Source organism: Paenibacillus sp. MER TA 81-3 (genome assembly GCF_023713585.1).
Classification (GTDB): Bacteria; Bacillota; Bacilli; order Paenibacillales; family Paenibacillaceae; genus Paenibacillus_B; species Paenibacillus_B profundus.
The window spans coordinates 189,507-210,070 of the sequence record NZ_JAMAWB010000001.1 but is presented as its reverse complement, the minus strand read 5'-3'; the positions used below and the strand labels follow the sequence as shown (position 1 = coordinate 210,070).

General features: G+C 55.6%; 6 protein-coding genes and 1 pseudogene. All 7 read right to left on the bottom strand.

What is annotated here, in order from left to right; translation table 11 throughout:
• Positions 1 to 62 precede the first annotated feature (62 nt).
• The gene (locus tag M3650_RS00870) at positions 63 to 2,366 is read right to left on the bottom strand and encodes a LamG domain-containing protein (protein WP_251571623.1); all 2,304 of its coding nucleotides are present in this window, start codon (positions 2,364 to 2,366) and stop codon (positions 63 to 65) included.
• Between the two features lie 846 nt (positions 2,367 to 3,212).
• Complete coding sequence (locus M3650_RS00865) at positions 3,213 to 3,467, bottom strand: acyl carrier protein (RefSeq protein WP_251571621.1); 255 nt, start codon at positions 3,465 to 3,467, stop codon at positions 3,213 to 3,215.
• Positions 3,468 to 3,470: 3 nt separating this feature from the next.
• On the bottom strand, positions 3,471 to 4,496 hold the full coding sequence (locus M3650_RS00860; RefSeq protein ID WP_251571619.1) for an HAD-IIIC family phosphatase: 1,026 nt from the start codon (positions 4,494 to 4,496) through the stop codon (positions 3,471 to 3,473).
• Complete coding sequence (locus tag M3650_RS00855; RefSeq protein ID WP_019424905.1) at positions 4,489 to 4,947, bottom strand: GNAT family N-acetyltransferase; 459 nt, start codon at positions 4,945 to 4,947, stop codon at positions 4,489 to 4,491. The genes M3650_RS00860 and M3650_RS00855 overlap by 8 nt, the downstream gene beginning before the upstream one ends.
• A 25-nt stretch (positions 4,948 to 4,972) precedes the next feature.
• Positions 4,973 to 6,142, bottom strand: coding sequence for a bis-aminopropyl spermidine synthase family protein (locus M3650_RS00850; RefSeq protein WP_251571617.1), 1,170 nt, complete (start codon positions 6,140 to 6,142; stop codon positions 4,973 to 4,975).
• Positions 6,143 to 6,313: 171 nt separating this feature from the next.
• The gene (locus M3650_RS00845) at positions 6,314 to 12,787 is read right to left on the bottom strand and encodes a type I polyketide synthase (protein WP_251571615.1); all 6,474 of its coding nucleotides are present in this window, start codon (positions 12,785 to 12,787) and stop codon (positions 6,314 to 6,316) included.
• Positions 12,784 to 20,550 (bottom strand): annotated as a pseudogene (locus M3650_RS00840) (type I polyketide synthase); the annotation flags it as partial. The gene M3650_RS00845 and the pseudogene M3650_RS00840, both read right to left, overlap by 4 nt.
• Between the last annotated feature and the right edge of the window lie 14 nt (positions 20,551 to 20,564).

Below are 20,564 nucleotides of genomic sequence, written 5' to 3'. Positions count from 1 at the left end.
TCCGTAAGCGCGTTTATTCCGATATCGGTGCAGTGAAGGCTCCGGATAACTGCCGGTGCATCTCACACACCCTCGGCCGAAGGGACAACGGGACTGTCTTGCTCGGCAAGCAGCCGCTTCAGTACGTTGTCACTGACGTGGGCGACATTGTTGTCATAGTCGTTCCAAGCAAGGCTCCCAGCCCAGTTAATCGATCCGACGGAGAACACCGCGCCTCCGCCATGGATATCAAAATAGGTCATGTCCGCCCGCACCAGCGGGTTGTCACAGCCGCCCTGACCAGGCGCAGTATGCAACTGATCATCATGCAAAAATTGGTAATTGTTGTCAAATCCGGTCGACGTGGCAAGCCACAGCGTATGTCGAGGCGTACCGAATTTGAGATCATAGCGATCGATCTCATCACCAGCCGCACCGCCCGCAGCATATCCAAAGTCGCCAATAATCTCGTCATCGCCGATCCCGTCAAAAATAAATTGGGCAGACGGATGAAAGCTATCTTCCAGACGGCGATAGCCGCAAGCCGTTCCGCCGCCCAAGGCCGTGACGCCTACGCCGACCAGACGCTGAGGCACGTATCCATAATGTCTCCAAATGCCTCCTGGCTCGCCCGTCGTGCTGTGGAACAGCTCGCCTGGCGGGGAGTCCGAGGAGCGGGAACCGGAGTTGCCGCGCCGCACTTCCAACAGATGCGGCCGATCCGGATCCAAGCTGGTCACCCAGTAGAATCCGTTGCCTCCCAGATACATTAAGCGGCCGCCGTCTGCCAAATACTGCTCCAGCGCCTTCATCATCGGGCGCGTCCAATATTCGGGATGACTGCCGGTAATCAATACCTTATAAGGTCGGAGCAAGTCAATGCCCTCATTGTGCAAATCATCGTCAGTGGCTACGTCGTGGCTCTGTCCCCGCTGCTCCAGCCAGCCGGTAATATACAAATCGGCCGAGAAGTGGCGCACAGCCCGCCAATTGCGATAGTGAGGCCGGAGATTTAAGATCGGACGCAATCGGGAAGAGTACTGAACGCCGCTGCCGTCATTGTGAAGGTCGTAAATGGAATTGCCAAGTTCGGGATGTTCATCTAAATAAACGTCTTGCGCTGGGAGAACATAATCATCGTCCAAATAATCGTGGGCCAATTTGAATAGCCGCTCGTTGCCGTAAGCCAGATAGGTGTTGGTCGGTGCAAGAAACAGGACAGGGGCTGTTACAGTGCCTTGTACAGGCCGCACAAAGAATGGGATGTAGTCGATATTGCCTTCAGCCTCCAATTTGAGCGCATATACGCCGCTGGCTAAATCCTCTGGAAGCCGCCAAGTAATATCGGTATCCCAACCGGCATCCTCAATGTCGTCGTCATGGAAATGTACCGCCGCGTATTGTTCCGGAGCGAGCCGGTAATCCACCTGTTCTCCGTTCCAATTGTGACTGGTAACGGCGCGTGTGCCGCCTTGACGCAAGGTGCCGTGGTGGCCTCCTGCCGACAGATCCACAAGTCGGGATGATGATATGTCGACGCCGAAATCGTAATCGGCGACGAGGAGCAAGCCGTCAGTCCCTTTGTCCGCGCCGACTGACAAGTCATGCAGCTGCTCCTCGTTAAAATACTCTCGGAAAAACCGCGGGTTGCCAATTTTTCCGTTGTAATGGCGAGAGGTGCGTGCGAGAGCGTCTGGGTCCAAATCTGCGGCAAGCAGGACGCGGGATATGACGCTGTTCGTGTAGTCCAGCTTCGCAGCCGCAGTGCATACTTGCGTGTCGTCATTAGGCTTCCATCCATCACGGTAGCTAACGTAGAGAGTCGCTGCCCCGCTTCGCACGGAATACTGCACGGCAACGAAGTACCACGCATTGCCTTCCAGCGGCGCGTCACTGCGCACATTAACGGATTGCCCGCAGCTGCCGGTCAAGGAAAACGTTACATGTCCGTCCTCTTCCAGCGTCAGATCTGCTCCAGATGCGCCGTCGGCGGAGCGTGCCGACCATACGGTCTGCGCCCGGCAGTATTCAGGTATCGTCGGACAGATCCACATCTGCACCGAGAATTCGCCGCCTTGCAGCCACTCTTCCGGCAACGGCAGCTCGGCATAGGAGCCGACAGCAGTCGTCTGACGTCGCCCGGGGTATTCGCCAGCGCAATCTGCCGGTACGGTCTCCGTCGGCAAGTATGACGAGTTGTCCGGATCGGGCATTCCACCGCATAACCGCACAACGCTAGCTGTGTAAACAGAACTCGCCGTGTCGATCATAAAATTCAGTTCTTGACCAGGCTGTATGCTAAATTGATCCGTATATCCGACAATGGTTACGGCGTCTTGCGCCATCGTATCTGTCTCACTCGCTGTCCCATGTTCATTCGGCTTCATTGAAATTCCTCCATTGGTTTAAGAATTTTCTTATGCGTCATGAATCTGTTTCAGTCGTAGCTGCAGCGTTTTACGATTAGAACAACCCCTAAAGCAAACTCACCTCTCTTCTCTCAAAAACCAACATTTTTATGTATAAATATTCACATGATGTCATATATTTCAACCCGATTATAACATGCCAACTTTTACAATAGTAGCTATTTTTTTGTGTTCACTATTTCTTTAAGCGCCTCTTCAAAAAGGGGCTTTTTGAACCACCTCTTTAACAATTTTTTGGAAATACCCTGCATGCGAGAAAACCTCTCTCGAGGCCTTTCAAAGATGAGCGATCACCTCTTAGGCAGGTTTTTATGCTTTATCGCTAACGTACCATTGTCAAATAGTAAGGCAGGGACGCTGCATCATGAACGATAGGTGCCGTTCGTACAATGGCGCGCTCAGACTGAGGGTGATTTGCTTGAGCCGCCCCTTCGCTTCATTCTCCCCTTCCTTCAGAAGACGGCAGGCCCATTAGATAGCTCGATTTCACTGCGATAGTATGCGGCCGCTTTATGCCATCGTTCGAAATAGCATTTGCCGTATCCCCATCGCCCTCCTTCCTGACTGTTTGGGTGAATGGGGCTAGGGACCATTATACGGAAATCCGAACTACATCCTCTCGTTCGATAGGTAGGGTGGAGCTGCCATTCTGAATGTAGGGGAGAGTAAGGCAAGGGATGGAATAGACATAACTGCTCTGGGAAAGAAATCTGTCAAAAAAACACCGCGCCCCTTCAGGAAAAATTCCTGCGGGGGCGCGGTGTCTGGGAACGGCTGCATTCCCAAATGAGGCTGTACAACAACTCAATGACTCGCCTGTCTGCTCTTGATGACCCACTCCGTCAGACGCTTGACATTGCTTATGGAATCCAACGTCAAATCATCCTCGTCCAACGTAAATTCAAACCGATGCTCTATCTCTGCAAGAAGTCTCACTATCGTCATCGAGTCCAGAACCCCGGTATTACCGACTAAGACGGTATCTGCATCGACGAACGGCAAATTCAACATTTCCTTGATCAAGTCCGCAATCTCTTGTTCAATGGCATCACGGTTCATAGCTTATTCTCCTATCTCGAGCCAATCGAATGCCATGCGCGGGAGCGGCAGCGGCAGCATGTAAGTGGATTGCTCATCTTCTGTATTGGTTTTCTTGAAGCCCAGCATCTCCAACAACAGCCTTGCAGGCAAATTTCGTTGCTTGCGCACTAACAGACAACGTACGGCGTCCGCCTGCGGCACCTGTTGCCCCAATCGTTCCAGGACCGTATACAAAAAGGCGGAAGCTATACCGCGGCCTTCAATCCGGCAAGAAATGCAGAACAGCTTGATATCGATCCTGTCCTCTGTGACCGTTGCAAAACAAGTGCCGATCAGCCCATGCGCGCCAAAGCGGTCCTCCAGCTTGGCCACATATAAATAGTGGCTGTCCTGGTTGCAATACGATTCGACGAACGGCAAATCAATCCGTTCCAACAGGCTGTTCATCTGATTGGTGCGATGGGATAATTCAACAACCCGCAGGTAATCTTCTTGCCGCGCCGTTCTGATCTGCAGCTTCATATGGCATTCTTTCAAAAATTGCTCGCGACTGCCCTTGTGCGCTTTTCTGGCTTCCTCCCGCATTTGCCGCGCCTGCATATATTGCCGTCGGCTCGCCGTTTCCTCGGTTGCCTGGACAACCTGAAATTCGGGATACTCAGGCAGCTCCCGATATTGGTGTGCAGCATAGGTATGTACTTGAGGCACATAATAATTCACTTCAAATCGTTCGAACGGATCGTTGTCGACAAACGCAAGCGTATCCAATCCGATGTTCAGTTCCTTTGCAATCCGCTCCATGCTCGCTGCTTTTGAATCGAAATGACACTGCGGGTACAGGAAAAAATGGGCGATTCCCAGCTGCTCCAGTTTGTTTTTCACTTGTTCCCAACTGTTACGGCTGGCAATGCTATGGAGAATCCCACGCTGATCCAATGTGTCGATGACGGCAGTGATCTCTGGCAGCAGCTTGACGCCCGCTTCGTCTTCCCTTAGCGTCCCTTCCCACAACGTATCGTCCAAGTCCCACACTACGCATTTAATCATCTGAATCATTAGCGAATAATTCCATCGTTAGGTGTGTTGGTTTGAAACCGTACTTTTTATAGAGCAGCCGCATCGGCAAATTGCTCACATGCACCTTTCCGATGATATGCATGGCGCCCTCTCCCTTGCAGTACGTCATTCCCGCTTCAAATAGTTCATCCACATAGGCGGTGCCGCGGAAGGATGCTTCGATGTAGAAGCTTCTGAAATTGGCATAGGTTTCTTTCGTCACGAAGTTTTCCTTCGGCGTAATCCACATCCAGCCTGCAATGTTCCCGTCGACTTCCAGGACAAGCATCCCTTTTTTCTCATAACGAAGTGCCTTTTCAAGCTTCTTGGCATGAAATTGAGGATCGGTAACGGCATCCTCTCCGAATGATATGACAGAAATATCTGTTTCAAATTTTGCGATAATCGCAATGTCATTCGGCTCGATTTCTCTGATCGACATCTTGGTGTGACTCCATTCTGCGTTCTTATGCGTTCTTTTTTTGAATGAGCTCAAAGGTGTCATGCCGGCAGCTCGGACAGCCCTCTTTCTTCAACTGCTCTATCGTTTGCCATTGCATTTGAAAGCCGACCTCAGTCACGTGATTGCAACGTTTGCATTCGTAAGAGCGAATCGTGCGTCTTACTTCTCCCGTATAGAGGGCATCCCGATAGTCACGGGCAATGCTTTCCTTCGTCTCTTCCGTAGATTGTAACACAATCATCTGGCTCGTGTTACCTATTATTTCCGCTCCGATATATTCATTAAAACGAGGCAAGACACTCGTCACAAGCAAGCCCATTCTCGAAAATTCCCGCTGCATCGCCAAGGCAAAGTCCGGTGATTTGTGAGCGAACGAGAGGAAGATGGGCAGCCCGATCTCTTGCTTCAGCAATTGGACTCCTCGCGATACGAATAACGACATCCCCTGCTGCGTGTAAGGAGGATCGGTAAACACACAATCAAAACGACGCAAAAAGTCTGCTGGGAGCTGTTCGCGAAAATCCATTTCGTAGCACACGATCGGCAGATCTTCAACTTCCGCAAGGTAGTTCACGTAACTGATAATGCGTTTATCAATCTCGAACAGATGTATGCGGGTGTTGGACTTGTGGGCATCTTGCTGAAATAGTTGCTTCAACAGAAACCCTAAAGAGACGCTAACCAGATCATCGTCCCCTAGGCAAACGATATCTCTCCCGATAAGAGCCTCGTGCCGGAGCGCGAGAATGGCCCGCTTCATGCTTGTCTCCAGAGTGCACCGGGATTGATCGATGGTAACATCCACCTGAGGCCGCCCCTCAAAAACGCCTTCCAACTTCGTCAGCATGCTATGCAGCTCGTCCGGCTGCCATTGTTCATATTTCAAACGCTGATACAAGGAGCGATCCAATTGTCCATAGCCCATTGTATGCTCGACTAACCGTATCCCTCTCGGGGTGCAATTGACCCCCCGATTTTGTTCGATAACCCCTGCCTTAATAAATTCCTTCTTAATGGCAGCCACAATCGGCAACGGCAGCAGCGTCTTTCTTGCGATGTCCTTCGTAGAGATGCCCGGTTTAAAGTAAATATCAAGAAGAATGCTCTCGATTACTTTTTTTCCATCCTTAATTGACACTTGGGAATAAATCGAATTCATTACTTCGTTATTCATATTTTTCTTCTATCTCCTTTATCATTTATGGAACCCATCAATATCTTCATATGTATGATTCTGGAATACTAACAAATGCAATCATTATCCTATATTTCCCAAGCAAAAGCAAGGCACCTGCCATAAAGGATTCCTTTATCAGCAGATGCCTTGAATATGGTGCGCTCCGAATTAATCCATAACGGAGACACGAATGAACGGACACAATTGATGTATCGTTCGATATTTGAATAATAGCTGCCCATCCGTGAAGAGACCTTGCTTCTCCATTTCAATCTCGACACGGACGGAATGAAGGGAACTGCCGCCCAAACGGAAGAAGTCATCGTCAATTCCGATGTTGCCGATTCCTAGCACCCGCTCCCAAATTTGCACCATTGCCGCTTCCACCTCATTGGTCGGCGCACGGTATGCGGCTCTTTGCGCCTCCCCCTCCTCCGCTTCCTGCACCGGAAGTTGAAGCAGCCGGGCGGCGCTATAATATTGCAGCGGGATCAGTTGATGCCTGTGCAGCTGACTTTCCCGGCCGTTAACAGCTACCTCCCAGGTTGGCCGTTCTAAGCTTCGCTCTGCTGCAGAGACGAGGTCTTCCGTACGATTTCCTTCATTCCCAGCGCGCTGCGGCTCTTCGTTGCCGGGAAGGGGAGCGTTGTGGAAACATTGGATATGGCCGATGGTGTCGGGTAAATCTTCCACTGCATGCCGGAAACGCACGACCCGCTCCGTCTCCTCCGTCACGACCCACTTTCCTGTTTTCAAAAAGGCCAGCATCGGTTCGTTCTTCCCGGTAAGCGTGCAGGCAGCTTCGATATAATCGGCCTGCCGTTCACGGCAGTATGGCTTCAAGGAACTCAGCACGGCAGCTTCTATTCCTCTTCCGAGAATCCGGCAGCTCAGGAGGAAGGCGTCCAGATGCACGTTGCTGTCCTCGCATCTCGTAATGACCGCCCCGACCAGACCGTAGCGGCCGAATCTATCCGCGGCTTCAATCACCCAGCACGTCGTATCAGGATTATCAAGAACGACTGCTAAGTCGCTCTCCGTGCTGCGGTTGGCGTTCAGCACAAATTGGTTGGTTCGCTGCATAAGCTGGGCAATGCGCGGCAGTTGCTCGGCACTCGCCTCGCTCATGCTCATCATCAAGTTCAATTCATCGAGGAACGCCTGCAGCGATGCGGCCGATGCGCGAACTTCGCCGCGCTTGCGTTCCGTCGCGTACATCTCGGTTCTCTGCTTATCGTCTTCCGTCACCCGGATGCGGTCCAACGCCCAGACATGCTGCAGGAATGCCGGCATTTGCCGTTCGTCGGGGAGCTGCAGCGTGAGCACGTCCGGACATTTCGACTGAACCTCGGAACATTCTAACGAACTGTCGTCGATTAGAATAAAGCTGTCCAATCCTAACCGGAGTTCCTCCGCCAGTTCCTTCAAATTTTCGGATTTTGCATTCCAATTAATGCGCCAGCCGGCGAGATGTTCCTTTTTCAGCAGCATGTCAGGATGTTTATCGAATACGTCCCACACATCCGTTTCATTGTTCTTGCTGACGAGCACAAGCAGCATGCCTTCCTGCTTCTTAGTCAGCAGATACCGCTGCAGCTCACGAAAAGGCTCCCCGACCGTTAACCCTTCCGCTCCATCTTCAGCGCACACTCCATGCCACAGCGTATTGTCGCAATCCACCGCAATGACCTTGAACGGATGTCCTTGCCAAGCCAACAGGTTGCGTGCCGTGAATGTCCCGATTGCCGCGTAATATTCTGGCGTGAACGGCATATGCGCAGCTCGATCGGCGGCGGCATCATACGTTTGCTCGATATCAAACATCGCGCCAACCTCTCTGAAATCGATGACATGGACATGCTCCAGCCGTTCCAACTCGCGCTTCCATCGGTTCGTCAGCTCCTCCAAATAACTCGCCATTACCGGAGAGGCCGTAAGTGATACCGACACGGGAAATACTCCCGCGAACAGCGGCCTTGTGCTCCACCCTGCGGAGATCGCCTCCACTAGGTCGGCGAGCGCGCGTTCCAGCTTCTTAATCTGTTCGGGCTCCGGCGAACGGTCATCCCGCAGCCAATCCTCGAAGCGGACGAGCAACAGTCCGGCGTCGCCATTGGACGAGAGGGAGCTGCCCGGGTTCAAGAGCTCCTGAAACACTTGGTGATACGGCGCAAAACGGATGTCAATGCGCGTTCCGAATTGCTCCCCCCACCAGTTGACATAGGGGCGAATCGGCTCCGCCGTAAAGGTAGAGGCGGCCGTCACGGTAATGGTACGTTCCGGTGCGAGATTGCGTCTCTTCGCGGCCAGTTCGCGCTGTTCTGCTTCGGTGAACAAGTTCAATTCCCCCAGCTCCTGCTCTGGGTTGGCCAGCACCAAGTCAATCAGCTCGGTAAAATGCCGCATCAGCCCCGCTATCGTCTCTTCGACGAACAAGGCAGTGTTATATTGCATTACGCAGAGCAACCCGCCGTTATCCGCGTAGCCGATATCGAGCTTGAAGTCGAGCTTGGAGATCCCTTTCGTAATGTCATAGTTCTCAAACGTGAGCCCTTCAGCGTTCAGCACCGTATCTCCGTCAAACTCGTTGTGGAAAATCATCATTGTGTCGAACAGCGGATTGCGGCCGCGCGGCAATTTCGCGGACAGCTTCTCCACCATCCGGTCAAACGGGAAATCTTGATTTTCATAGGCGTTCATCATCGTGTCGTTCAGAGTGCGCAGCTGATCGAGAATGGTGCGACGCTCCTCGAAGCTGACCCGGATCGGCAGGAAGTTGGTGAACATGCCGATCAGATGTTCCACGTCGGCATGACGCCTGCCTGCGACCAGCGACCCGACCGTCACATCGTGTTGGCCGGTATATTTGTGCAGCACAATCGTGTACAGATGAAACAGCAGCACGTTAATCGTGACATTTTGCGATTTGGCCAAGGCGTTCATCCGATCTGCCGTTTCCTTGGACAGGTTGAGCTTGTGCGCTCTGCCGACGAACGATTGGAATTCGGGCCGTTCGAAGTCGGTTGGCATATTCAGCACCGGAATGTTTTGCCCGAACTGACTCATCCAATATTCCTCTTGCTTCCGAATAACATCCCCGCCCAGCAGACGGTGCTGCCATTCCGCATAATCTTTATACTGAATCCGCAATGACGGCAGATCTTTGCCTGCATACAGGTCGCTGAACTCCTTGATGAACACGTTCATCGACGCGCCGTCCGACACGATATTATGCATATCCATGAGCAGCACATGCTTTTCCGGCGCGAGCTTGACGAAGGCGGCGCGGATAAGCGGGGCTTGGCCCAAATCGAAAGGCTTAATGAACCGTCTCACTATCTTCTTCATGTCCTCCTCGTCTGCTTCGAGGCGCTCGACGGCAAACTTGAAGCTTTCGTGGATCTGCTGCACCGGCTCTCCATCCACCATGTGGAACGAGGTGCGCATATTTTCATGACGGTGAATCAATTTGATAAAAGTGTCCTCAAACCGGTCCGCGTCAGCTTTTCCGTGCACCAACAAGGCCATCGGCATGTTGTAAGTGGTCACCTGGCCGATTTGCTGATGGATAAGGAATGTTCGCTTCTGAGCCGATGAGAGCTGGTAGTTCGGTTTCCGTTCCGCCGCCGCGATTTCCAAATATTCGTTTTTCTCCATTTGTCCAATATGCTGAGCAAGCGCGTTAATCGTCGGCATGCTGAAAATATCCGACAATACCAGCTCCACGTCGAGCTCCTTATGTATCTTGGTGATGAGGCTGGTCGCCTTCAAAGAATGGCCGCCCAATTCAAAGAAATCATCGTGAATCCCGATTTCCTCGATGCCGAACAGATTCCGCCAAATGGCTGCCAACGTCTCTTCCAGCGGATTCCGCGGAGCGGTAAACCCGCTCGACATCTCCTGTCGCGCATGCCGCTCCGTGCTGTCGGATTGCCCGGCGCTCTCCGTCGGTGAAGCTGAGTGAACGATGCGGATTCCCTCTTCATCGATCCAGAAGCGTCTGCGATCAAACGAATACGTTGGCAAAGGAATGCGATTCCTTTTCTCTTCCCCGTAGAAGCGGGTCCAGTCGAAATTCACGCCGGCATTCCACAACCGTCCGACTTGCTGGAGCAGATGCGTCACGTCCGACATGCTTTGCTGCGGATGCCGCATTAGGTTCACGAAGACGCGCTCCCCTTTTGCCTCCGTATGCCATCTTCCAAATGCGGTCAGCGCATTGCCTCCGCCAATCTCGACAAATGCAGCATCCAACTCGGTGAACAGCGTCGTTAATCCGTCCGCGAACCGTACCGTGCTGCGCAGATGCCGCGCCCAGTAAGCTGGGCTTACCGCTTCCTCGTCTCGAATCCACGTCCCTGTCACATTTGAAATAATCGGTGTGTGCGGCGGATTCAGCATAAGCTTGCCCACCTCCCGCTCATATTCCTCCAGCATCGGCTCCATCATCGCAGAATGGAACGCGTGGGACGTATGAAGACGCCGGCAGTTGAGTCCTCTCTCCTCCAGCGAGGCAGCCAGTGCCTCAACCGCATCGTGCGGGCCCGACACGACGGCCATGGCAGGCGCGTTTACCGCGGCCAGCGACAGGTCGCCGGACAGCAGAGGCAGCAGATCCTCTTCTGTTAGCGGGACACTCAGCATGTCACCGCCAGGCAGGCTCTGCATCAATTGGCCGCGGAGCGTGACCAGCCGGATGGCATCTTCCAACGAGAAGACGCCGGCTATACACGCGGCGACATATTCGCCAATGCTGTGCCCGATCATTGCCTGCGGGTCCAGTCCCCATTTCATCATCAGCTTGGCAAGCGCGTACTCGACCGTAAATATGACCGGCTGCGCGATGTCTGTCCGGTTGATGAGAGTGCCGGCAGCTTCCGGCTCTTCGGCAGGCGGATATAGAATCCGCTTCACCTCCTGACCGATCTCGCCCGGCATCTGTTCGAAGCAGCGGTTCGCTTCATCGCGAAAGACCGGTTCCCGCTCATATAGCTCCCTTCCCATCCCGACGTATTGCGAGCCTTGGCCGGAGAACATGAATACGACCGGCTTGTCATCGGCAACGGCAATCCCGCTCTGAACATCGGCGGAATCGGGCTGCGCCAGCTGTCCGGCAGCTTCCTCTGCGCTGCCGCAGACAAACGTGCGGCGATGCAGGAACGACGCGCGCCCCACTTGCAGCGTATACGCCATATCGGCCAAGGACACATCCGGATGCTCCTGCAAATGCCGGGCCATCCGCTCGGTCAATCGGTGGAGCGAAGCTTCCGTCTTGGCGGACAAGGCGATCAACTGCGCCGTTCTGCCCGGGGAGGAAGCGGCGGCTGGCGGCGCCTCCTCCAAGACGACGTGTGCATTCGTGCCGCCGATGCCGAATGAGCTTACGCCAGCCCGCAGCGGATAATGGTCGTTTTTCCAGTCGCTCAATTGGTCGTTGACATAGAACGGGCTGTTCTCGAAATCGATCTTCGGATTCGGACGTTCGAAATGAAGCGTCGGCGGCAATTGTTTATGGGCAAGCGCCAGCACGGTCTTGATGAATCCGGCTACCCCGGCGGCGTTATTCAAATGCCCGATGTTGGATTTAGCCGTTCCGATGCCGCAATATCGCTTCTTCTCCGTTTGAAATGCGGTTTTCAGCGCTTCAATCTCGATTGGATCACCCAGCGTCGTCCCCGTGCCGTGCGCTTCGATGTAGCTGATGCTTTCCGGCTCCACTTCCGATACGTGATGGGCGGCACGGATGACGGAAACTTGTCCCGACGTGCTCGGTGCGGTATAGCCTACTTTCCGGTTGCCGTCATTATTAATCGCCGAGCCTTTGATGACGGCGTATATGTGGTCTCCATCCGCGAGCGCATCCTCGAGCGGTTTCAAGACGACGATGCCCGCCCCGTCTCCGAAGACGGTGCCGGCCGCCTGTTCGTCGAAGGCGCGGCAATGTCCGTCAGGCGAGTTAATCATGCCCTCTTGATAGAAATAGCCCGTTTTCTTCGGCAGTTGGATCGATACGCCTCCGGCAAGCGCCATGCTGCACTCCCCGCTCAGCAATCCTTGGCAAGCCAGGTGCACGGCGACGAGCGACGTTGAACAAGCCGTTTGAACCGTAAAGCTCGGTCCCTTCAAGTTCAGTTTGTACGACACGAGCGTTGCCATATAATCGCGCAGGTTCAGCATGGCCGTCTCCAGCGTGGCGGACTCCTCCGCCGTCCCCAATCCCTTGAACGCCCGCATGAACCAGTGGGAATTGAAGGCTGCGCCGGTGTATAGCCCGATGGCTCCTTTATACGTCTTTGGGTCGTACCCCGCTTGTTCGAGTGCTTCCCAGGAGCATTCGTGAAGAAGTCGAAATTGCGGATCCATGACCTCCGCTTCGCGCGGGGTGTAGTCAAAAAACTCGGGATCGAAGTATTCGATGTCATCCAGCATCCCTTTTGCTTTCACATAGTTCGGATGACGCACCACTTCTGCATCGATGCCTGCTTCCAACAGCTCCTCGTCGCTGAAAAAGGAAATGCTCTCCTTGCCGGTGCGGAGGTTATCCCAATATTCCCGCAAGTTTTTGGCGCCCGGGAACCTTCCCGACATGCCGATGACGGCGATTTCCGATCCGGTATATTCCCTTCCGTTCGATACGCTCATTGCAAGACCTCTCCTTTGCGTCTTTTTTCTTTTTGCTGCTGCTGCCGCTTCTTGCCTTTCGCCACGGAGTCGATCAACTGATGCTCCATTTCTGCTTCCTCTGCCTCGTCCTGCCCATTCCGGTTAAGATGCTGAGCGAGCGCATGAATGGTGGGATAGGTGAACATATCGACGACAGCGATGCTTTCGTCCAACGCTTCGTTCAATTTGCCAGTCACTTGAATCATATCAAGCGAACTCGCCCCCAAGTCAAAGAAATTGTCGTGAATGCCCACTTGATCGATGCGGAAAAATTGTTTCCAAACGTCGGAAATTGCCTTCTCCACTTGGTTGCGCGGCGCGACATAAGGGTTGGTCAGGTTCGGCCTGACGAATGAGCTGCCGTCCCCAGCCGGCTCTTCCTTCTTCTTGCCTGCGTGCCTAATCCATTGATCTATCCGCGCCTGGAGGCCTCCCGTGGACACGATGATCTGGTTGCTGTCGCACGGGTTGAAGACGTATTGAAACAGCTCCAGCGCTTCGGCAGGCAATATTGCCAGTTCGACGAGCGATTCCCCGATCGTTGACTGGTGCTTCTCCCAGAACTCCCATGCATCCCAATTGACGCACAGCCACTTCGTCCCGCCTTCCCGATTCTGTCTGCGTGCAAAAGCATCCATGAATAGGTTCGCAGCCGAATAGGCGCTGAAGCCAAGTCCCCCCAGCACACTGGCGATGGATGAGAACAGGATGCACACATCCGCCTCTCTGTCGGCAAGCAGCCTTGCCAATGTCTGCAAGCCTTGGACTTTGACCCGGAACTGCTCGTCGGATTGCTCCCCGCCGATATTTTCTATCGCGCGGAAGGAGTCGCCGCCAGGAAGCCCTGCCGCTTGTACGGCCCCGTGCAAACAACCGTATGCGGTGTCAATGAACTTGAAGACGCGGCCCATCTGTTCTTCGTCGGACAGATCGGCCTGCATGTATGTCACCTCGGCGCCTAGCCCTTCCAGTTGCTGCACGCGCCTGATTTTGCGTACGACCGGATGTTCCTCGCCGTGTTCGGCAATCCAATGCTCATACTCGTCCCGGGCCGGAAAGCCGGAACGGCCGGTGAGGATGAGCCGCGCCCGGAAATGCCGCGACAAATATTCGGCCGTCAGCATCCCGATTCCGCCGAGACCTCCGGTGATTAGGTATACACCCTTCTCCCGGAATGGTGCGGCCGGAGTTTCTGCCTGGCGCAGGGCGATAGGCTTGTAGTTCTGCACCCAGCGGTAATGGCCGCGGTAGGCGATGAGACGATCCGAGGCCGGAACCGACAATTCTGCCATGATTTGAGTGGCAATGCGCCGCTGATGGCTTGCTCCTTCCGGCACATCGATGTCGATGCTCACGCACGTAATTCCGCTGTACTCCTGTTGGATGACCATGCACGGACCGAGCAGCGTCATTTTGCCTGGAGACAGCCGCTCCAGCCCAGTTACCTCCTGCATATCCGTCGACACGACGGCGATGCGGACATCGGCGGCCTCCTTCTGCTTGCGCAGCGCTTGAGCCAGATATATCAAACTGTAATACCCCAGTGCTTGCTGGCGCTGTTCAGCCGTTTCCGATCCGGACGACATCCCGGCCGTTCCGACTTCCTCATTAGGAGTAGAGATATTCCACAGATGTGCGACGCGATCCGGTGTGAAGTCTCGCTTCCGCAGCTCTTCCAGCAACAGCGCGTAATGCTTCGCCGAGCCGGGGGAAAGCGTGAACGTTCCATCGTCGTGCGTGGCGAATGCGGTGCCCGCCTTCACGGTTGCGACCCGATCCCCGTCAAGGCGCACACGTTCGGCCAGCCCGTCCGCCACACCGCAGCCATCCGCGAATAGTAGCCAGCTATGCCCGATCGGCTGCCGCTCGTCCGGACGCCCCTGCAGCAGCGAGCGTTCCCACGAAGGATAATAGAACCAATCCGCCATGTTCGGGTTTTTGCCGGAACGCGGCGCAGATGGACGTCCCGCCGCCAGCGGCTGATGTTGTTCGTCCAGCCAATATCGCTGCCGCTCCATCGGATAAGTGGGCAGCTCGATGCGTCTGCGCCGCTCGTGCGCATAGAAGCCCTGCCAATCCATGTCGATGCCAGCCAGCCAGAGGCGCCCGATTGTGTGCAGCAGATGGGCCGAATCCGGGACGGCTTCCTGCGGATGCCGAAGCAAATTAACGACTGCCCGCTCTCGCGAGGCTGCGAGATGCTTGCGCACGAACGTGCTGAGCGCATTGCCCGGCCCGACTTCGATGAACACGGCACGCGGATTGCCCAACAGCTCGTCAAGCCCGTCCGCAAAGCGCACGGTCGACCGCAAATGTCTGACCCAGTATTCCGCATCCGTTGCCTCTTCCGGCGTAATCCACGTTCCTGTCACATTGGAAATGAAAGGCATCGCCGGCTCATTCAGCCGAATCGAGCGCACTTTGTCCGCGAATGCCGCCAATATCGGATCCATCATGTGCGAATGGAACGCATGGGACGTATGCAGCCGTCGGCTCGCATAGCCTTTGCCGTCCAATAGACGGGCAAAGACGTCAATCTCCTCGGACTCGCCTGCGACGACGCACAGTGCCGAGCTATTGACGGCAGCCAGCGCAAGCCGATCCGGCAGCAGAGAGCGAAGCTCCGACTCGGGCAGCGCGACGCTGAGCATAGAGCCGGCAGGCAGCGCTTGCATGAGCCGCCCGCGAAGCGTGACGAGCTGCAGCGCCTCTTCCAGCGGAAATACGCCAGACAGACAGGCTGCGACATACTCGCCGATGCTGTGCCCCATCATCGCTTCCGGGCGGACGCCCCAGCGCATGAGCAGCTTGGCGAGCGCATATTCGACCATAAACAGCACAGGCTGCGCTATATCCGTCCGCAGCAGGAGCTCCTCCTGAACGGCTTGGTCCGGCTCGTTCGGGAACAGCACCGCCTTCAAGTCAACCGTCATATGCGGTTGGACAAGTTCGAGGCAGCGGTCAAGCTCGTCCCGGAACACCGGCTCATCGCGATATAGCTCGCGTCCCATGTTGACGTACTGGGAGCCTTGCCCCGGGAACATGAACACGACGGAACGGGATTGCGTTCCCGTCTCGGCCACGGTTATCTTGTCCGGCTCGGACGATGTCAGAATGGCGGCGGCTTCCTGCGCATCCCTGCACACGAATGCAGTTCTCCATTCGAAGGCCTTCCTGCCCGCTTGCAGCGTATACGCGACATCTGCCAGATTGACATCCGGATGCTGCGACAAAAACGCGGCCAAGCGCTCTTTCGCCTGAGCCAAGGCTGTGTCCGTTCTAGCGGACAGCAGCAGCAATTTGTCACCTCGGCCCTCGCCAGAAGCTTCCGCGATAGGGGCCTCCTCCAGAATGACGTGTGCATTGGTGCCCCCGATGCCGAATGAGCTAACCCCAGAGCGCAGCGGATAGCGGCCGCTCTCCCAAGGTGTCAGTTCGGTGTTGACGACGAAAGGGCTGTTGACGAAATCAATATTTGGATTTTCCGTTTCAAAATGCAGGCTCGGGGGGATTTGCTTCGCTTTCAAAGCGAGCACCGTCTTGATAAAGCCGGCTGCACCGGACGCGCTGTTGAGATGCCCGACGTTGGACTTGACGGATCCGATGCGGCAAAATCCTCTTTCCTCGGTGCGGAATGCCTCTTTCAACGCTTCGATCTCGATCGGGTCCCCCATGTTGGTGCCCGTTCCGTGCGCTTCGACATAAGTAATGCTCTCCGGCTCCACTCCTGCCATCAGATGGGCCGCACGGATGACTTCGGCCTGTCCCTTCGTGCTCGGAGCGGTGAAGCCCACCTTGCGCGTTCCGTCATTGTTCAGCCCGAAGCCCTTGATGACGGCGTGTACCACGTCACCATCCGCGATGGCATCGCGCAGCCGCTTCAAGATGACGACGCCGACGCCGTCGCCGAACACAGTCCCTGCCGCCTGTTCGTCGAATGCGCGGCAGTGTCCGTCCGGCGACTGAATCATGCCGTCTTCGTACAGGTAGCCGCTCTTGTGGGGAACGCTGACGGTGGCGCCGCCTGCCAATGCAATATCGCATGCGCCCGCCAGCAGCCCCTGCGAAGCCAATACAATGTTGACCAAAGAGGTAGAGCAAGCCGTCTGCATGGAAATGCTCGGACCGCGTAGATTGAGCTTATACGACAGCTGCGTGCTGAAAAATTCACGGTCGTTAAGCAGCATGGCGCTGAATCGTTCCGTCCCGCCCAATTCGGTGGCGAAGCGGGAGACCCACTCCAGATTGGGAGTCGCGCCCGCATATACACCGATAAGCCCCGGATAGGCGTCCGGATTGTACCCGGCGGATTCGAGCGCTTCCCACGCGCATTCGTGGAACAGCCGCAACTGCGGGTCCATAAGCTGCGCTTCCCGTGGCGAATAGCCGAAAAATGCAGCATCGAACTGGTCGAACCTGTTCAGAACACCTTTTGCTTTGACATAAGAAGGATGGGAGACGAGTTGAGGATCAACGCCTTCCTGCAGCAGTTCCTCGTCCGAGAAGAACGAAATCGACTCGACGCCATCCCGCAAGTTGTGCCAGAACTGCTCGAGGCTGTCCGCACCAGGGAATCTGGCGGCCATGCCGACGACGGCAATCTCCAGTCCGTTCTCCCCGTCGGATACACGTTCCCGTTGCTCCCGTTCTTGACCTGCCCTCGTTCTCATCTGCTCGGCCCGTGCCAATCCCTCTTCAATGGCACGCAGACGCGCTTCGTCCTTTTCCTCTGTCGCCTCCGTCGCCGTTCCCGCCCCTTCTTCCCGCAGAAACGCCGCCAGCGCACGCACAGTCGGATAGGAATACAGGGTGACCACGGGAATGTCCTTGCGCAGCGCCCCTGCCATCTTATCCGCCAATTGGGATATATCGAGCGAACCGGCCCCGATTTCAAAAAAGTTGTCGTTCATGCCGAGCTGCGTAAACCCAAAATGGCTCTGCACAATGTCCGCAATCGTATGCTCGATAGCGGACGCCGGCACCATGCGGGCAGTTCCCGTATCCCGCTGGCCGCCATCGTTCTCCGCCGCCCCCGCTTCCGTGCGGGAGCCTTCCCGCAGAGCTGATTCCCGGCGCATGCCGCCCAATGTCAGCGGCGTGCCGTCCACGGAATATCGCCGGCGTTCGAATGGATATGTCGGCAACGCAATCCGGCGACGGCATTCTTCCGTATAGTAGCCCGCCCAATCGATCCGCACGCCAGCTATCCACATTTTGCCGAGCTTCTCCAGCAGATAAGCGTCATCCGCGGCTTGCTCCTGCGGATGGCGGACGAGATGATGTACCTCATGCTCTCGCGTAATGGCCTGCTGCTTGCGGATAAAGCTGCTCAACACATTGCCGGGCCCTACTTCAATAAAGACCGCCTGCTTCTCCTTGAGCAGCTCCGCCGCTCCGGCGGCAAATCGCACCGTATCCCGTAAATGCCGCGTCCAGTAAGCGGGATCGGCGGCATCCTCCGCCGTCATCCACGTTCCCGTCACATTGGATACGTACGGGATGGATGGGGCGGACAGCGCAATCCGCTTGACTTTGTCCGCATAGATTGCCAATATCGGCTCCATCATCGCCGAGTGGAACGCATGCGACGTATGCAGCTTCCGGTGCGCCACCTGCCGCTCTGTCAGCTTCGCTTCGAAGGAGGCGATCGCTGCATGCGGCCCCGATACGACGCACAGCTCCGGTCCGTTGACCGCCGCCAGCGATACTTCCGCCGGAAGCAGCGCGCTCAGGCTTGCTTCGGACAGCGAGACGCTCAGCATCTCTCCGGTCGGCAGTTCCTGCATGAGCTTGCCGCGCAGCGTGACCAGCTCCAGCGCATCGGCCAACGAGAGCACGCCTGATAAGCATGCGGCTGTATATTCCCCTATGCTGTGCCCAATCATCGCGCGCGGCTGAATGCCCCACGACATCAGCAGCTTGGCGAGCGCATATTCGAACGCGAACAAAGCAGGCTGAGCCGCTTCTGTCTGGTTGATCCGCTCCGCTACTGACGGGCTTGCCGCGCTGCCGTTCGCCTGATACAGCACCTCTCTAGGGTCGACACTGCCCAACGAGACGATGATATCGCAGCAACGGTCCAATTCTGCGCGGAACAGCGGCTCCTTCCGGTACAAATCCAGCCCCATATTCACATATTGCGAACCTTGTCCAGGGAACAGGAAGATAACCCGGGCCTGATCGCGTTCCGACTCGCCTGTATGCACCTTAGCGTCCGCAGGAGATGTCAATCGTGCAAGAGCTTCACGGGCATCGGAGCAGACAAGCGTTCTCCGGAACCGGAATCGCTTACGCCCCGTCTGCAGCGTATACGCCGCATCGGCCAGATCGACCTCAGGACGAGTCCGCAGAAAGTCGGCGAGATTGCGGGTCGCGCGCTCCAATCCGTCCTCCGTCTCGGCCGACAGTACAAGCAGCTTCAAGTCCCGCCCGGCCGATCCCGCCGTCATAGGCGGCGCTTCCTCCAATACGACGTGGGCGTTCGTGCCCCCGATGCCGAATGAGCTGACTCCAGCCCGAAGCGGACCGCCCCCTCTTTCCCAACGGGTCAGCTCCGTATTGACGGCAAAGGGCGAGCTTGCAAAATCGATTTTCGGATTCGGGCGATGAAAGTGAAGGCTTGGCGGGATCTGCTTATGCTGCAGCGCGAGCACGGCTTTTATAAAGCCCGCGACCCCGGCGGCAGCGTCCAGATGGCCGATGTTGGACTTGAGCGATCCAATTTTGCAAAAGCCCGTTTTCTCCGTGGCAAAAGCAAGCTGGAGCGCCTCCACTTCGATCGGATCGCCGAGTGCCGTCCCTGTACCGTGCGCTTCGATATAGCCGATGCTCTCCGGGTGCACCTCTGCCATTTGATGGGCGGCGCGGATGACCTCGATTTGGCCGTTCGTGCTCGGTGCCGTGTACCCGACTTTCCGGCTGCCGTCATTGTTGATCGCCGAGCCCTTAATGACCGCGTGTATGGTGTCGCCATCCGCAATGGCATCGGTCAGCCGCTTGAGAACGACAATCCCGATGCCGTCGCCGAACAAGGTCCCGTTTGCCCCTTCATCAAAAGGCCGGCAATGACCGTCGGGCGATTGAATCATCCCTTCCTGATACAGGTAGCCGGTTTTGCGCGGCAAATTGATCGAAACGCCACCGGCCAGAGCAAGATCGCATTCTCCGCCCAGCAGCCCCTGACAAGCGAGATGGATGGACACAAGCGAGGTGGAGCAGGCCGTTTGCACGCTCACGCTGGGACCTTTTAAATTCAATTTGTACGAAATTCTCGTCGTAAACGATGGATTGTTCAATTGTAAAATTTGAAAATGATCGCTTGCATGGGAAGCGCCCATAAACTGGCTTGCAACCCAATACGTGTTGGGGGAAGCTCCCGCGTAAACCCCGATTAATTTATCTTCGGATTCAGGAGTGTACCCCGCATTCTCCAACGCCTCCCACGAACATTCGTGAAACAGACGAAACTGCGGATCGACAAGCTCCGCCTCCCGCGGCGTGTAGTCAAAAAACGGCGCATCGAACGATTCCACGTCCTCCAGCATCGCCTTTGCCTTTACATACTGAGGATGCCGAAGCGCTTCGGGGTCGATCCCTGCCTCTTTCAGTTCTTCATCCGTAAAAAACGTGACCGATTCCACGCCATCGCGCAAGTTTTCCCAGAACTCCCCCACGTTTTTCGCCCCAGGAAATCGTCCTGCCATGCCGATAACGGCAATTTCTAAGCCGGTTCCTTCGTACATCCCGTTTGATTCAC

Bases quoted from the DNA above. Each gene is read 5' to 3' on its own strand.
- M3650_RS00870 (WP_251571623.1), bottom strand. From the start codon at position 2,366: ATGAAGCCGAATGAACATGGGACAGCGAGTGAGACAGATACGATGGCG.
- M3650_RS00865 (WP_251571621.1), bottom strand. From the start codon at position 3,467: ATGAACCGTGATGCCATTGAACAAGAGATTGCGGACTTGATCAAGGAA.
- M3650_RS00860 (WP_251571619.1), bottom strand. From the start codon at position 4,496: ATGATTAAATGCGTAGTGTGGGACTTGGACGATACGTTGTGGGAAGGG.
- M3650_RS00855 (WP_019424905.1), bottom strand. From the start codon at position 4,947: ATGTCGATCAGAGAAATCGAGCCGAATGACATTGCGATTATCGCAAAA.
- M3650_RS00850 (WP_251571617.1), bottom strand. From the start codon at position 6,142: ATGAATAACGAAGTAATGAATTCGATTTATTCCCAAGTGTCAATTAAG.
- M3650_RS00845 (WP_251571615.1), bottom strand. From the start codon at position 12,787: ATGAGCGTATCGAACGGAAGGGAATATACCGGATCGGAAATCGCCGTC.